This window comes from Novosphingobium sp. MBES04 (assembly GCF_000813185.1).
In the GTDB taxonomy this organism is placed as follows: Bacteria; Pseudomonadota; Alphaproteobacteria; order Sphingomonadales; family Sphingomonadaceae; genus Novosphingobium; species Novosphingobium decolorationis.
This window is the reverse complement of the sequence record NZ_DF850489.1, coordinates 214,919-228,705: the sequence shown is the minus strand read 5'-3', so window position 1 is coordinate 228,705 and position 13,787 is coordinate 214,919. Positions and strand designations below refer to the sequence as shown.

15 protein-coding genes and 1 other annotated feature are annotated in these 13,787 nt (G+C 66.5%); of the genes, 9 read left to right on the top strand and 6 right to left on the bottom strand.

The annotated features are described in order from the left end of the window. Positions 1-615 precede the first annotated feature (615 nt). From MBENS4_RS14925 to MBENS4_RS14900, 6 genes are all read left to right on the top strand, one after another. Positions 616-1,617, top strand: coding sequence for a glycosyltransferase (locus MBENS4_RS14925; protein WP_039392667.1), 1,002 nt, complete (start codon positions 616-618; stop codon positions 1,615-1,617). Then, positions 1,614-3,074 carry an oligosaccharide flippase family protein gene (locus tag MBENS4_RS14920; protein ID WP_039392666.1) on the top strand — a complete coding sequence of 487 codons (1,461 nt, stop codon included), beginning with the start codon at positions 1,614-1,616 and terminating at the stop codon, positions 3,072-3,074. Before MBENS4_RS14925 ends, MBENS4_RS14920 begins: the two co-directional genes overlap by 4 nt. A gap of 10 nt (positions 3,075-3,084) precedes the next feature. Further along, positions 3,085-3,948, top strand: a complete 864-nt coding sequence (locus MBENS4_RS14915) for a hypothetical protein (RefSeq protein WP_052322420.1) — start codon at positions 3,085-3,087, stop codon at positions 3,946-3,948. Positions 3,949-4,008: 60 nt separating this feature from the next. After that, positions 4,009-5,829, top strand: coding sequence for an ABCB family ABC transporter ATP-binding protein/permease (locus tag MBENS4_RS14910; RefSeq protein ID WP_039392665.1), 1,821 nt, complete (start codon positions 4,009-4,011; stop codon positions 5,827-5,829). A 40-nt stretch (positions 5,830-5,869) separates the two neighbouring features. Beyond that, positions 5,870-6,214, top strand: coding sequence for a DUF4919 domain-containing protein (locus MBENS4_RS14905; protein ID WP_039392664.1), 345 nt, complete (start codon positions 5,870-5,872; stop codon positions 6,212-6,214). Between the two features lie 82 nt (positions 6,215-6,296). Then, positions 6,297-6,352, top strand: a sequence feature (sul1 is cis-regulatory element that is thought to sense ions involved in sulfur or methionine metabolism; They are found in Alphaproteobacteria). A gap of 82 nt (positions 6,353-6,434) precedes the next feature. Beyond that, positions 6,435-7,919, top strand: coding sequence for a SulP family inorganic anion transporter (locus MBENS4_RS14900; RefSeq protein ID WP_039392663.1), 1,485 nt, complete (start codon positions 6,435-6,437; stop codon positions 7,917-7,919). Positions 7,920-8,196: 277 nt separating this feature from the next. Here the strand turns inward: MBENS4_RS14900 and MBENS4_RS14895 are convergent, their stop codons facing one another. The 6 genes from MBENS4_RS14895 to MBENS4_RS14870 all read right to left on the bottom strand — a co-directional run bounded on the left by MBENS4_RS14895 (position 8,197) and on the right by MBENS4_RS14870 (position 12,254). Beyond that, positions 8,197-8,403 carry a DUF1737 domain-containing protein gene (locus tag MBENS4_RS14895; RefSeq protein ID WP_039392662.1) on the bottom strand — a complete coding sequence of 69 codons (207 nt, stop codon included), beginning with the start codon at positions 8,401-8,403 and terminating at the stop codon, positions 8,197-8,199. A 27-nt stretch (positions 8,404-8,430) separates the two neighbouring features. Then, positions 8,431-9,126: a phytanoyl-CoA dioxygenase family protein gene (locus MBENS4_RS14890; RefSeq protein WP_144401038.1), complete on the bottom strand. Its 696-nt coding sequence runs from the start codon at positions 9,124-9,126 to the stop codon at positions 8,431-8,433. 190 nt (positions 9,127-9,316) lie between these two features. Next, positions 9,317-9,712: an ACT domain-containing protein gene (locus tag MBENS4_RS14885; RefSeq protein WP_039392660.1), complete on the bottom strand. Its 396-nt coding sequence runs from the start codon at positions 9,710-9,712 to the stop codon at positions 9,317-9,319. Next, entirely contained in the window at positions 9,712-11,013 is a 1,302-nt protein-coding gene (gene hslU / locus MBENS4_RS14880) for an ATP-dependent protease ATPase subunit HslU (RefSeq protein WP_039392659.1), read from the bottom strand. Before hslU ends, MBENS4_RS14885 begins: the two co-directional genes overlap by 1 nt. A 17-nt stretch (positions 11,014-11,030) precedes the next feature. After that, the gene (hslV, locus tag MBENS4_RS14875; protein ID WP_039392658.1) at positions 11,031-11,603 is read right to left on the bottom strand and encodes an ATP-dependent protease subunit HslV; all 573 of its coding nucleotides are present in this window, start codon (positions 11,601-11,603) and stop codon (positions 11,031-11,033) included. Between the two features lie 156 nt (positions 11,604-11,759). Then, on the bottom strand, positions 11,760-12,254 hold the full coding sequence (locus MBENS4_RS14870; protein ID WP_052322419.1) for an outer membrane protein assembly factor BamE: 495 nt from the start codon (positions 12,252-12,254) through the stop codon (positions 11,760-11,762). 191 nt (positions 12,255-12,445) lie between these two features. Here MBENS4_RS14870 and MBENS4_RS14865 point away from each other — a divergent pair, with 191 nt between their 5' ends. The 3 genes from MBENS4_RS14865 to MBENS4_RS14860 are packed head-to-tail and all read left to right on the top strand — an operon-like array spanning position 12,446 to position 13,535. Beyond that, positions 12,446-12,985: a ubiquinol-cytochrome C chaperone family protein gene (locus MBENS4_RS14865; protein WP_039392656.1), complete on the top strand. Its 540-nt coding sequence runs from the start codon at positions 12,446-12,448 to the stop codon at positions 12,983-12,985. Then, entirely contained in the window at positions 12,982-13,167 is a 186-nt protein-coding gene (locus MBENS4_RS26765) for a hypothetical protein (protein ID WP_242404964.1), read from the top strand. The genes MBENS4_RS14865 and MBENS4_RS26765 overlap by 4 nt, the downstream gene beginning before the upstream one ends. After that, complete coding sequence (locus tag MBENS4_RS14860; RefSeq protein ID WP_242404963.1) at positions 13,131-13,535, top strand: YceD family protein; 405 nt, start codon at positions 13,131-13,133, stop codon at positions 13,533-13,535. Before MBENS4_RS26765 ends, MBENS4_RS14860 begins: the two co-directional genes overlap by 37 nt. Positions 13,536-13,787 lie beyond the last annotated feature (252 nt).

Here is a 13,787-nt window from a genome sequence, read left to right as displayed (position 1 = left end):
AAAGCCTAAGCCTTGCCAGCCGCAAACATCGAAACCTTCGGGAGCCGATACCTGCACTTGTCAAACGTATGGAAACGAAGGACATATAAGGCATCGACTTGATTTAAACTGCACCATAGAGCCCGAAGCTCCCAAGGTGCAGGCGCCGTCGCCCACATGTCCCTTCATCTAAAAACCAACAATGTCAAAGATCCAACCACACCCATCCGAAGACGGAAACAACCGGACAACCATCCATCCCCGCTTCCTAAGACCCGGAGAACAAGCTGTCCGTCTATCGTGGCGACCACCCCGAAGCGCCGTGTTTGGCGGCGTGCTTCGCTGCGGTGAGAGGCCCTCTAAGTGACACCTCCGATTCGGTCAAACCCTTTTTTCAAAAAAGTTTCATCAAATCATGCCAGACCGGTTTGTTCCGGCCTGCGGCATATGTGGGGAGCCTGCTCGTGCACTTCAAGTGGCCGCCGTGGCGCAGCGGGATGCGCTTTTTTTGTCCCGGTCTGGGCATGTGCCATCAGACGGTTTGTTTACCTGCCAGCCTTAGCCTAGGGTTTCGAGTTCGAAATCCTGTACCCTGGGAAACGGGGGCAGGACGCCCAATGGGAATACTCGCGCCTGATGTCCTCCTGCCCACCTCCTGCCATCAGCGTGGTCCTGAGCGTCTACAATGGGGAACGCTATCTGGCGCAGGCCATCGAGAGCGTGTTGGCCCAGACCTTTGCCGACTTCGAGTTCCTCATCCTCGACGACGGATCGCGCGACGGCTCGCGGGCGATCCTGGAGCGCTATGCAAGGCGCGATGCGCGTATTCGCCTGACCTTGCGCGAAAACAGGGGCCTCATCGTCAGCCTCAACGAGCTTGTCGTCCTGGCGCGGGCCCCGATCATCGCGCGCATGGACGCCGATGACATCTGCCGCTCGGACCGCTTTGCCCTCCAATATGCCTTCCTGGATGCCCATCCCGAGTACGGGGTTGTGGGCAGCTGGAGCGCGGACATCGACGCCGAGGGCCGCCCGCTCGCCCCGATCGGCGCGGATCACCCGTGCACGCACGACGAGATGCTGGCCGCGATTGCCCGGGGCGGCCAGCTCATCTGCCACCCCTCGGCCATGATGCGCCGTTCGGTTGTCGTGGACGCGGGCGGATACCACGCCGCCTTCCGGCACTGCGAGGATCTGGACCTGTGGCTGCGACTTGCCAGCCTCACCCAGCTTGGCAACATTCCCGAGAGATTGCTCCAGTACCGGCGCTATCCCGCGCAGGTCTCCTCGCGCCACGCGACCGAGCAGCAGATCGGGAGCGCGGTTGCCCGTCTCGCCTATGCCGAGCGCGCGGCCGGACGGAGCGACCCCACGGCCGATCTGGAGCGCCTGCCGCCGCTCGACGCCTTTGACGATCTCTTCGGCCGCGAAGGCGTGACGCGCACGCTGCGCAGCGAGATCGCCCTGCACCTTGTCTATTCGCGCGAAGCAATGGGCGGAGATGGCTTTGCCCTGCTTTTGCAGCACGTCGAGGATGGGGGCGAGACGCAGGGCCTGTGGCGTACCGTCATACGGCTTGTGCGCTTTGGCCTGCCGGGCCGTGCCCTGCGCCTTGCCAGGGCCTTGCTCGCACGATGAGTGTCCGCCGCGCCGCCCTGTGGTCGATGGGCGCACAGTACGCGACCTTCACCGTCCAGTTTGCCGCGAGCGTCATCATCTCGCGCTTCTTCCTCCTGCCCGCCGACGTCGGCCTCTTCTCCATCGCGCTCGCCGCGGCCATGCTCGTCTCCATCTTTCAGGATCTGGGCATTACCCGCTTCATCTCGGGCCAGCCGCAGATGGAGCCGGGCGCCGTGCCGTTCTATGCAGGCGTCGCGGTGACGATTGGCTGGTCGGTGGCGCTTGTCGTTGCGCTGGCCGCGCCGCTCGTCGCGCACCTTTACGAAGAGCCGGCCCTCGCCCCGCTGCTGTGGCTGATCGCGGCCTCCTATCTTATCACCCCCTACGCCACGGTCCCCGCCGCCCTGCTGGTGCGCGCGATGGATTTTCGCGCGCTATTCAAGGTGAATGCAGGCAGCGCGCTGGCCGGAAACGGCACGGCAGTGGCGCTGGCGGCGATGGGCTTTGGAGCCGGGTCCCTCGCCTGGGGTGTTCTGGCCACCGCGCTCGTGCGCGCCGCGCTTGCCAACTGGCAGCGCCCGGTGCGCCCCCGTCTGCCCCGCGTGCTCGCGTCGGTCCGGCCCATGCTCGGCTTCAGTTCGATGTCCTTTGTCCTGAGCGCGAGCGCGGCCATCGGGCAGCGCTCGCAGGACCTCATCGTCGGACGCCTTCTGGGCCTTGCCGCGACCGGCCTGTTTTCCCGCGCGAGCGCGCTGGCAGGACAGCTCACCACCCTGCTGACGGGCGCCATCGGCACCGTCTTCTACGCCGCCTTTGCCCGTAAACGCGATGCGGGCGAGCCGCTGGCCGAGCCCTATCTGCACCTTGTCGCCTGCTATACCGCGCTCAACTGGGCCGCGATGCTGGGCCTGGCGCTTGCCGCCGAACCGCTGGTGATGCTGCTCTATGGCCCCAACTGGATGGGCTCGGCCTCGCTGCTGCGCTGGACAGCGCTGGGCGAGATCTTCTTCGTGGCCGTCCCCCTGCAGATGGATGTGCCGCTGCTGCTGGGGCAGATCCGGCGCCTCGTCTGGGTGAACCTGCTCGATACCTTCGCCGCGGTCGCGATCCTGACCGCGGGTGCCTGGATCAGCCTGGAAGCCGCGGGCCTGAGCCGCATCGCCTATGGCTTCGTGTGGTGGGCGATCTACGCCAGCTATCTCGCGCGCCTCATGGCCATTCCCTTCAGCGCGCTGCTGCGCGTGTACCTGCGCAGCGGCGCCTGCGCGCTTGCGGCGGGCCTCCCGCTTCTGCTTGCCCGGTGGAGCGGACACGGCGGGGCCGAGATGCCCTTCCTCCAGCTTCTCGTCCTTTCGGGTCTGGGCGTCGGGCTCTGGCTCATCGCCCTTGCCCTCACCCGCCACCCGGCCTGGGGCGAGGTCCGCGCGATGCTCGCCGCCCTCGCAACCCCGCTGCGCGCGCGGCTCGGCCGCTGAGGAGACGCCCATGCGCATGGCCTATCTCATCCTTGCCCACGACAACGCCGCGCAATTGGGTCGGCTCGTCGAGCGTCTGCTCGTGTCCGGAAACGAGGACATCGCGATCATCCACGCCGACCGCGCCTCGCTGCTCTGGCCCGAGCTGGAAGGCGAGCTTCCCGGACCTGCAGGGCGCGTCCATCTCATTGCCGATCCGGTGACCGTACGCTGGGGCCACTGGAGCCAGGTCGCCGCGGTCTCCAAGCTGGTGGGCGAGGCGCTGCGCCTTGGCTGCGATGCAGCGCACCTCATCAGCGGGGCCGACTGGCCGCTCCTGCCGCGCGCCGCGCTGGCGCAGGAAATGGCGAGGGGCATGTGCCATATCGAGGTGCGCCCCGGCCACCTGGAAGAGCGCATGCAGACCTACCGCTTCGACACGCGCTATCTCAGGCTCGATCCGCAGGAGGACGCGCGCGCCTATGCGGTGACCTGGCAGCTTCGCCGCCTTGCGCGCTGGGGGGATGGTGCAAGACGCCTCCTGCGCCTCGATCGGGCGCGCCCCTTCGGCCCATGGTCCTATGGCGCGACCTGGTGGTCGCTTCCCGCCGACGCGCTGGCGACCCTGGGCGAGATCCTGCCCTGCACGCTCGCCTCCGGGCGCCTCAACGGCACCGTGTGCAGCGACGAACATGTCGTTCCCACGATCATCGGCGCCCACTTTCCAGAGCGCATCGCCCCCAACCGCCGCTTCGTCGACTTCCCGCACGGCGCCTCGAGCCCGCGCACGTTGACGTGCGAAGACACGCCCGCCCTGGAGGCCAGCGGCGCCTTCTTCGCGCGCAAGTTCGACATGGGCCGCGATCCCTTCTTTCTCGACCTGCCCCGCAGCTGATACGCTCTGGCGTTCGTGCAAAGGGATGCAATTGGCGCGCAAGCCCCCTAGATAGCGCCCATGCCACCTGACAGCGCTGCTCCCAATTCCGATGCCAACCACGACGGCTGGCGCACCCTCCTGCGGTTCCTCCCCTATCTATGGCCGCGGGAAAACAAGGCCTTGCGCGTGCACATCGTCATTGCCTGCGTGTTCATCCTGGCCTCTACCGGCACGCAGCTGCTGCTGCCCTACCTCCTGCGCTGGGCGGTCGATGCCATGGGAGCCACCGGCCCCAAGCTGATCCAGCTCGCGATGTGGACGGTGCTGGGCTATTCGGCCGGCCGCCTGCTCCAGACCAGCTTCGACAACTTGCGCAACATCGTCTTCGAGCGGGTCGGGCAGGACGCGACGCGCGCGCTGGCCGAGAACGTCTTTGGCCAGTTGCATCGCCTCTCGCTGCGCTTCCACCTCTCGCGCCGCACCGGCGAGATCACCAAGACCATCGAGCGCGGCACCAAGAGCATCGACACGATGCTCTACTTCATGCTCTTCAACATCGCCCCGACCGTGCTCCAGCTCGCGATCGTCGCGGTCATCTTCTACGTCAATTTCGGCCCCGGCCTTGTCGCCGCGACCGCGACCGCCATCGTCGCCTACATCTGGGTGACGCGCACGATCACCGAGTGGCGCACCAAGCTGCGCCAGCAGATGAACCGGCTCGACGGACAGGCGCTCGACCGCGCGGTGGATTCGCTCCTCAACTACGAGACGGTGAAGTACTTTGGCGCCGAGGCGCGCGAGCAGGAGCGCTATGCGTCCGCCACCCGCGCCTATGCGGAAGCGGCGGTGAAGAGCGAGAATTCGCTCGGCTTCCTCAACATCGCGCAGGCCGTGGTGACCAATCTCCTGATGGCGGGCGCGCTCGCCTGGACCGTCTGGGGTTGGTACCGGGGCGAGTACACGGCAGGCCAGCTGGTCTTCGTCCAGACCTACCTCACCCAGCTGTTCCGCCCGCTCGACATGCTCGGCATGGTCTACCGCACCATCCGCCAGGGCCTGATCGACATGGCCGAGATGTTCCGCCTGATCGACACCCAGGTCGAAGTGCCCGACCGCCCGAGCGCCCCCGCGCTCGCGATCCGCGAGCCCAGCGTCACCTTCGAGAACGTCGTCTTCGGCTACGAGCCCGACCGGACGATCCTCAAGGGCCTCTCCTTCCACGTGCCCGCCGGGCACAACGTTGCGCTGGTCGGACCTTCCGGCGCGGGCAAGTCGACCATCGCGCGTCTGCTCTTCCGCTTCTACGATCCGCTCGAAGGGCGCATCCTGATCGACGGGCAGGACATCCGCGAGGTGACCCAGGCGAGCCTGCGCGCCGCCATCGGCATCGTCCCGCAGGATTCGGTGCTGTTCAACGACACCATTGGCTACAACATCGCCTATGGCCGCGATGGTGCGGGCATCGCGGACGTGGAGGCCGCCGCGCGCGGCGCCGCGCTGATGCCGCTGATCGACCGCCTCCCCCAGCGCTTCGACACCGAAGTGGGCGAGCGCGGGCTCAAGCTTTCAGGGGGCGAAAAGCAGCGGGTCGCCATTGCGCGTACGCTGGTCAAGAACCCGCCGATCCTGATGCTGGATGAGGCGACCAGCGCGCTCGACACGCGCACCGAGAAGGACATCCTGGGCACGCTCCAGCGCGTCTCGCGCGACCGCACCACGCTCTCCATCGCGCACCGTCTCTCGACCATCGCGGGCTCGGACCGCATCCTCGTCCTCAACGAGGGCCGGCTTGTCGAGAGCGCCAGCCACAGCGAACTCCTCGCCCAGCGCGGGCTCTATGCCGAGATGTGGGCGCGCCAGGCCAGCGAAGCGGAAGATCTGGACGAAGCCGCCGAGTAACCTTAGCAACTTCCCTTTGAACCAGAGGAGGAGGGGGACGATGCGACGAGCTTCATGGGCCGCGCTTGCGCTGGCCGCTTTGATTGCGCCCACCGGCGCTCTTGCCGACAATACCGCGACCACGCAACCGGGCGCGGCGCAGGTCCCCAAGTCGATCGCCAAAATCCTCGCCAAAGGTGACGGTGCCACGCCAGAAACCGCTTACAAGGTACGTAGCGTCAAGCAGGAATACCAGGTACTCGCCGCGTTTGGGATGCAGCGGCGACGGCAGGCCCTCGTCATGCAGGACAAGTCCTACGACCGGATCGAGGCAACCCATCCCGAAACCGGAGAGACGCGTACGTTCTGGTTCGACATCAGCGCATTTTTCGCTGCGGGCTTTTGAAGGCGCGGCGATGACCGCCCGCTAGCAGCTTGGTGCAGCGGGTTGCATTCAGCGCAGCGTTTGGGCAAAAGCGGCGCATTCGCAAGGACCCGGTGCAATTCCGGGTGGCTATCCCGGCCGCCGATCCGCCGGGCAACATCACACACATGCTTTTGAAGAACCCCGGTTTTTTGAATTGAAACCCGGCGCTCCCATGTGCCTGATGCGGAAAATTACCTAAATGAGCAGCTTTCTCGCCCACTACCGCCAGGGATGGCGGTCGAACATTCGCGCCGACGTGCTTTCGGGCCTCGTCGTGGGCCTCGCACTGATCCCCGAAGCCATCGGCTTCTCGATCATCGCCGGGGTCGATCCGGCGGTCGGCCTCTGGGCCTCGGTCGCCATCGCGATCATCATTTCCTTCACCGGCGGGCGTCCCGCGATGGTCTCCGCCGCGACCGCCTCGGTGGCGGTGCTGGTCGGCCCGCTCGTGCGCGAGCACGGCGTCGACTACCTCTTCGCCGCGACCATCCTGATGGGCGTGTTCCAGATCATCGCAGGGATCCTGCGGCTGAACCTCGCCATGCAATTCGTCTCGCGCTCGGTCATCACCGGCTTCGTCAACGCGCTCGCCATCCTGATCTTCATGGCCCAGCTGCCCGAGCTGACCGGCGTCACCTGGCACACCTACGCCATGATCGCGGGCGGTCTTGCCATCATCTACCTGCTGCCGCGCCTGACCACCGCCGTCCCCTCGCCGCTGGTCGCCATCGCGGTCCTGACCGCAATCTCGCTGACCTTCGACACCCCGGTCCACACCGTGGGCGAGATGGGCGAGCTGCCCAAGGGCCTGCCCTCCTTCGGCCTGCCGCAGGTCCCGCTGACCTTCGAGACGCTGCAGATCATCACCCCCACCGCGCTTGCGATGGCGGCGGTGGGCCTGCTCGAAACGCTGCTTACCGCGCAGATCGTCGATGACATGACCGGCACCGATTCCTACAAGCGCATCGAGTGCCGCGGCCAGGGCATCGCCAACATCATCGCCGCGATGTTCGGCGGCATGGGCGGCTGCGCGATGATCGGCCAGTCGGTCATCAACGTGACCTCGGGTGGCCGCGGGCGCCTTTCCACGCTGACGGCGGGCATCTTCCTGTTCATCCTCCTCGCCGCGCTGGGCCCCTGGGTCGGCCAGGTGCCGATGCCCAGCCTCGTTGCGGTGATGATCATGGTCTCGATCGGCACGTTCTCGTGGAACTCGATCCCCAACCTCAAGCGCCACCCCTGGCAGAGCTCGGTGGTCATGGTCGCAACCGTCGTCACCGTGGTCGCCACCAGCGACCTGTCGAAGGGCGTGATCGTGGGCGTGCTCCTTTCAGGCGTGTTCTTCGCCCAGAAGGTCCAGCGCCTCTTCACGCTGGAGCGCACGGTCGAGGGCGACACCGCCACCTACCGCGTCGCGGGCCAGATCTTCTTCGCCTCGGTCCACCGCTTCATCGAGCAGATGGACGCGGCGAGCGAGACGGCTCCCAAGGTCGTCATCGACATGGAGAAGGCGCACCTGTGGGACATCTCCTCTGTCGAGGCGCTCGACAAGGTTGTCGCCGAACTGGCCAAGGGCGGCGCGGACGTGCGCGTCGTGGGCTACAACCGGGCAAGCGCGGACATCGTCGACAAGTTCGCCGCGCACGACAAGACCGGCTTCGAGCTGGGCACCGTGCCGCACTGATTGTTTCTCCGGGAACCGGGTAGCTGTTCAAGGGTTGGCAATAAACGAACCCTTGACTGCCCCGCCCGAGTTCCCGGAGTCCCCCGTTGAAACGTTCCCTGCGCCACCTGCCCGACCTAACGACCACCCTCCTCTACGCCGCCGCGCTGGCTCCTGCCGCCGCGATGCTGCTGGTGGTCAGCCCCTTCCAGGTCTGACAGATACGCCTTGCAAACACGAAAAAGGGCGAGACGGTCTCCACCGCCTCGCCCTTTTTCGTGTTTGCCGACCGTACAGGTCACATGACGACATCAGCCTCGTGCCAGATCACCGCCTGGGCCGCCTTCATGCAATTCTCGGCCGTATCCCAGCTCATCGTGGGCGAACCGTAGAGCCGCCAGCCCTGCTCCAGAGCCTCGGAAATCCGCTCGCAGAAGGCGCGGTCGTCCTTGCCGGTAAGCAGGCGATAGATCGGGCGGTCTTCGGGCGTCTCGTATTGCGACATGGGCGCGGCATCCTTTCCAAATGGCGTTTACCCGATGCCTAGCCACTCCAGAGGCGCAGGCAAGCCCTGCCCGCAATAATCCACCTGCAACACGCGCCGTCCCGTCGCGCGTCCGTCCGAGGGATCGGACGCATGAAGGATCGGAGTGCGGTAGAACCAGACGTCCCCGGTGTCGGCGAGGCAGATGGCCTGATCGGATTCGGCCACCCGCGCCTCGACGTCCGCCACTGGAACCCGCCCCCACCTGTGCGAGCCGCATGCGATGCGCAGCGGCGCATTGCCGCGATCGACCGGATCGAGGTGAATGCGCAGGGTCATCATCGCCTCGATCAGCGCGAACGGCGGCTCGACATGACAGATGCCCTGCTTGACGCTCCAGGGACCATAGCCCGGCACGTCATGGCGCGCACGCACGGCAATGGTGCGGTCCTGATGCCAGCCCAGCGCCCAGTTTCGATCCGCGCGCTTGTCGAACAGCACCGCGCGTACCGGCTGCATCGGGCGTCCGGCCCGGGCCTCGACCTCGCCGCCCACGCAGCTCCCAGCGCCAAGCAATGTCTCCAGTCCCGGCGCGTCGGAAAGCCGCAGGCCCGCCTGTCCGACCGGGTAGTCGGCAAATTCAGCCAGAAGCGCGGGCAGGATCGCGGTGGCGAGCCCCACGACGCGGCAGGCTCCGTCGCGATCCAGGTCCAGCGGCACGGGGCAAGGCTGTGTGGTGTTCATCACGTTAGGGGATCTCTCTTCACGCACGCGTCGCGTTTACAAGAAGAGAAACAGGAATCCGATTCAAGGGGCCATCGCCCCTTGACCCCCTACTCGGCAACCTCGCCTTTCGCAGCCAAGGCCGCATGCGGGACGTAAGCTGGACCGTTTCGGGAGCCCGAGGGCGATGGCCCTCGGAAAGTCCTTCTTCTTACCCAGCCTTCGACTGGAGCGCCGCCAGCACGGCGAGCGCCCGGTCCTTCTCGGCAAAGGGAACGAAGACGTGATCGTGGTGGAAGGCGGCGACCATGTTGCAGGCAATGCCGGCCTCGGCCAGCGCGGTCGAAACGGCCGCCGTCAGCCCGTGTCCATCCAACGCGGAATGCACCTCGAGAACAATGCGCGCCATCGGGAGCGAGGTGTCGTGCCCCGCCATTTCGGCGAACGCGAGGGGAAGGATCTGCGAGAGACCTTCCGCCTCGGCAAAGCTGGCGATGGCCTGCGTGAGCGGTGCGCCGCCGGTGCAGAAGATCCAGGTTTCGGGATCGAGCCGGGGCGACATCCCCGCGATCATCGCGCGTCCCTCGCGCACCGGCCCGTCCGTCATTACAGGATGTACTTGGAAAGATCGGCGTTGCCGGCCAGGCCTTCGAGCTTCTCGCGCACGTAGGCCTCGTCGATCGTCACCGTCTCGCCGCCACGGTCCTCGGCCTCGAAGGAGAGCTCCTCGAAGAGCTTTTCCATGACCGTCTGGAGGCGACGGGCGCCGATGTTCTCGACGCTTTCGTTCACCTGCGCGGCGATCTTGGCGACTTCGCGCACCGCGCCCTCGGTCATCTCGATGGTGAGGTCCTCGGTGCCCAGCAGCGCCTTGTACTGGGCGACCAGGTTGGCGCGCGTTTCGGACAGGATGCGCACGAAGTCCGCCTCGGTCAGCGCCTTCAATTCGACGCGGATCGGCAGGCGGCCCTGGAGTTCGGGCAGCATGTCCGAGGGCTTGGAGACGTGGAACGCGCCCGAGGCGACGAAGAGGACATGGTCTGTCTTCATCGCGCCGTACTTGGTGGCGACGGTCGTGCCCTCGATCAGCGGCAGGAGGTCGCGCTGCACGCCCTCGCGGCTGACGGTGCCGCCGCGCTGGTCCGAAACCGCGATCTTGTCGATCTCATCGAGGAAGACGATACCGTTCTGCTCGGCATCGGCGATGGCGACGCGCTGGACATCGTCCTGATCGAGCCGCTTTTCCGATTCCTCGTCGACCAGCTTGTCCCAGGCCTCGGGCACCTTCATCTTGCGGCGCACGGTCTTCTGGCCGCCGAACGCCTTACCCATCATGTCGGAGAGATTGATCATCCCGACCGAGCCGCCCATGCCGGGGATCTCCATGGCGCCGCTTGGCGCGTCCTCGACCTCGATCTCGACTTCGGTGTCGTTCATTGCGTTCTGGGTGATGCGCTCGTGGAAGGCGGCGCGGGTGGCCTCGGAGGCCCCTTCGCCGACCAGCGCGTTGAGCAGGCGGTCCATCGCCGCCTTGCTGGCGGCCTCGCGCACGGATTCGCGGCGGCGCTCCTTCTCGAGCCGGATCGCTTCCTCGACGAGGTCACGGGCGATCTGTTCGACATCGCGGCCGACATAGCCCACTTCGGTGAACTTGGTCGCTTCCACCTTCACGAAGGGCGCATCGGCCAGCTTGGCGAGGCGGCGGCTGATCTCGGTCTTGCCGCAGCCCGTGGGGCCGATCATCAGGATGTTCTTGGGCGTCACTTCATCGCGCAGGTCGGCGGAGAGGCGCTGACGGCGCCAGCGGTTGCGCAGTGCGACCGCGACGGCCTTCTTGGCCTCGGACTGGCCGATGATGTGCTCGTCGAGCGAAGCCACGATGGCCTTGGGGGTAAGGGTGTCTTTCATGGGTCTCTTCGCTGCAATCAGATGGTTTCGAGCGTGACACGGTCGTTCGTGAAGACGCAGATGTCGGCGGCGACCTGCATGGCCTTGCGCGCGATCTGTTCGGGATCCTCCTCGTAGGCGTCGAGCGCGCGCGCGGCGGCGAGCGCGTAGTTGCCGCCCGAACCGATCGAGGCGATCTGGCTGTCTCCCAGCGCCTCGGGCTCGAGTACGTCGCCGTTGCCGGTGAGGATCAGCAGCGAATCGGCGTCCGCCACGATCATCAGCGCTTCCAGGTTGCGCAGGTACTTGTCGGTGCGCCAGTCCTTGGCGAGTTCAACCGCCGCGCGCATCAGCTGGCCGCGGTGCTGCTCCAGCTTGCGCTCAAGACGCTCGAACAGGGTGAAGGCATCGGCCGTCGCGCCCGCAAAGCCGGCGATGACCTTGCCGCCCTCACCGATGCGCCGGACCTTGCGCGCGTTGGGTTTCATGACGGTGTTGCCCATGGAGACCTGACCGTCTCCGGCGATCACCGTACGCCCGCCCTTGCGCACGCCGATGATCGTCGTCCCATGCCACTGTACCAGGCCGTGGCTCGCTGCATCGCTATTCATGGGCGAGGATATATGCCCGCATGTGTGCCGTTCAAGACATAGCCTGCGCCCGATTGCACACCCCCCACGCAAAAGGCGCGCGGGACTGTGCATCCCGCGCGCCTTTGCAATCGATCTGCGGCCCGGTTCCAGGCCGCGCGCTTCAAGCCGGAGCGATCAGCTGCCGTTCGGACCCGGGCCCTGCGGCGCCTGACCGCCGCCCATGCCGCCGGTGCCCACCGCGCCGATGTTGCCGAACAGGTCTTCGAGCAGCGAGCGGTGACGGCCCAGCGTGGGCGTCGTGTCGCCGTTGGGGCTGATCCGGGCGACCTGCTCCATGCCACGGCGCTGAACATCCAGCACGTTGTCGTTGGCGTCGAACTGGACGCGGAACACGGTCTGCTGGTCGGTGCGCGGCTTGCGGAACGCGGGCGTCTTCACCGTCTGCGAGACATAGTACCAGTCCTTGGCGCCGAACTGGCTTTCGAACGTCGGACGGCCCAGCGTGTGCTCCACCGACTGGCGGTTGTCGACGCCCGGCTGCACCGAATCGACCAGCGTCTGGTCCACGATGTACCCGCGATGGTCCTTGATCGAGCTGCAGCCCGCGACCAGCGCGCCGAGCGCGAGGAGCGCCCCTGCCGACCTGAGCTTCAAACCACGGTTACCCATCACTACACTCCAAAACCTCGGGGACATGGCGGGCAAGGATCCTTGCCAGCGCGCCTGCCGCCCATGTATCGGCATCAGGCCTTAAGGCCCCGCAAGCGCGTGCGCAATGGCTGTGCGCCCAAAGGGACCCGATTTGCACTGCCTGGCCAGTGCCGATTGAATTGCCGCTGAACGAAGGAGTGCTCTGCCCCGTGTCGTTGTTTTCCCGCCTCATGGGCACACGCAAGGCGCCGCGCACCGACATGCGCCCGCTCTGGCACCGCCTCGTGGAAATTGCCCGCGAGGAACACTGGTACGCGCGCGAGGGCGTTGCCGACACGGTGTCGGGCCGTTTCGATGCGGTGACGCTGGTGATGGCGCTTGCCATGCTGCGCATGGAGCGCGCCGCGCTGGACACCGAGGCCCCGGCCCCGCTCATCAATGCCTCCGCGCACCTCACCGAACTCTTCGTCGAGGACATGGACGGCCAGCTGCGCCAGTCGGGCGTGGGCGATCTTGTCGTGGGCAAGCGCATGGGCAAGCTGGTGAGCGTCCTTGGCGGGCGCATCGGCGCGCTGCGCGACGCGCTTGCCCCGGACAGCGACACCGCGCTCGAAGACGTCCTCGCGCGCAACGTGACCCTCAACGAAGGCGCCTCGACCGCGGCGCTGGCCGAGGCCGTGCGCGCACTTCACACCACCTTCCAGTCCCTCTCCGACGACGATCTGCTAGCCGCAAGGATTGCGCGATGACCTCTTCCCCCGACGCCCCCTCTTCCGGCCCGAACCCGGCCCCCGAATTCTCGCACACGGTCGACGTGCGCCAGGTCGAAGGGCTGGCCCCCCGCCTGGAAGCGAACGAGACCGAGCGCGCCGCGCTTGCCAAACGTTTTGGCTGGTGCGCCTCGACCGGCTCGTTGCCCAGCTTGAACTGAGCCGCAAGGAGCGCACCGTCTCGGTAAAGGGGACGCTCGATGCGGCCTGGGTGCAGACCTGCGCGATCTCGGCCGACGAACTTCCCGTGGAAATTTCGGGCGAACCCATCGATGTGCGCTTCGTACCCCAGCTGACCGGCTACGCGCCCGATGCCGAGATCGAGCTCGAAAGTGACGATCTCGACGAGATCGAATATTCGGGGACCTACGTCGACCTTGGCGAGGCGGTCGCGCAGTCGCTCGCGCTCTCGATCGACCCGTACCTGACCGGCCCCGACGCCGAAGCCGCGCGCGCCAAGGCAGGCCTGTCGACACCCGAAGACAACAGCCCCTTTGCCGCGCTCAAGGGCCTGACCGGCAAGGACTGAGCCCACCGCACGGCCAGAACGCAAGAAGGGCGGGACACCCCAAGGTGTCCCGCCCTTCTTGCGTTGTGATCGGAGCTTCGATCAGAACGGCCAGAATCAGAACGGAATATCGTCGTCCAGATCGTCGCCGAAGCCGCCGCCCGAGGAGGACGAGGACGAACCGCCGCTGCGGCCCCAGTCGCTGCCGCCCGAGGACGCGCCGCCACCCGAGGAACCGCCGCCCCAGCTGTCGCCGCCGCCCGACGAACCGCC

Excerpts from the sequence above, each read along its gene's own strand:
- MBENS4_RS14925 (WP_039392667.1), top strand. The coding sequence starts at position 616 with ATGTCCTCCTGCCCACCTCCTGCCATCAGCGTGGTCCTGAGCGTCTAC.
- MBENS4_RS14920 (WP_039392666.1), top strand. The coding sequence starts at position 1,614 with ATGAGTGTCCGCCGCGCCGCCCTGTGGTCGATGGGCGCACAGTACGCG.
- MBENS4_RS14915 (WP_052322420.1), top strand. The coding sequence starts at position 3,085 with ATGCGCATGGCCTATCTCATCCTTGCCCACGACAACGCCGCGCAATTG.
- MBENS4_RS14910 (WP_039392665.1), top strand. The coding sequence starts at position 4,009 with ATGCCACCTGACAGCGCTGCTCCCAATTCCGATGCCAACCACGACGGC.
- MBENS4_RS14905 (WP_039392664.1), top strand. The coding sequence starts at position 5,870 with ATGCGACGAGCTTCATGGGCCGCGCTTGCGCTGGCCGCTTTGATTGCG.
- MBENS4_RS14900 (WP_039392663.1), top strand. The coding sequence starts at position 6,435 with ATGAGCAGCTTTCTCGCCCACTACCGCCAGGGATGGCGGTCGAACATT.
- MBENS4_RS14895 (WP_039392662.1), bottom strand. The coding sequence starts at position 8,403 with ATGTCGCAATACGAGACGCCCGAAGACCGCCCGATCTATCGCCTGCTT.
- MBENS4_RS14890 (WP_144401038.1), bottom strand. The coding sequence starts at position 9,126 with ATGAACACCACACAGCCTTGCCCCGTGCCGCTGGACCTGGATCGCGAC.
- MBENS4_RS14885 (WP_039392660.1), bottom strand. The coding sequence starts at position 9,712 with ATGACGGACGGGCCGGTGCGCGAGGGACGCGCGATGATCGCGGGGATG.
- hslU (WP_039392659.1), bottom strand. The coding sequence starts at position 11,013 with ATGAAAGACACCCTTACCCCCAAGGCCATCGTGGCTTCGCTCGACGAG.
- hslV (WP_039392658.1), bottom strand. The coding sequence starts at position 11,603 with ATGAATAGCGATGCAGCGAGCCACGGCCTGGTACAGTGGCATGGGACG.
- MBENS4_RS14870 (WP_052322419.1), bottom strand. The coding sequence starts at position 12,254 with ATGGGTAACCGTGGTTTGAAGCTCAGGTCGGCAGGGGCGCTCCTCGCG.
- MBENS4_RS26765 (WP_242404964.1), top strand. The coding sequence starts at position 12,982 with ATGACCTCTTCCCCCGACGCCCCCTCTTCCGGCCCGAACCCGGCCCCC.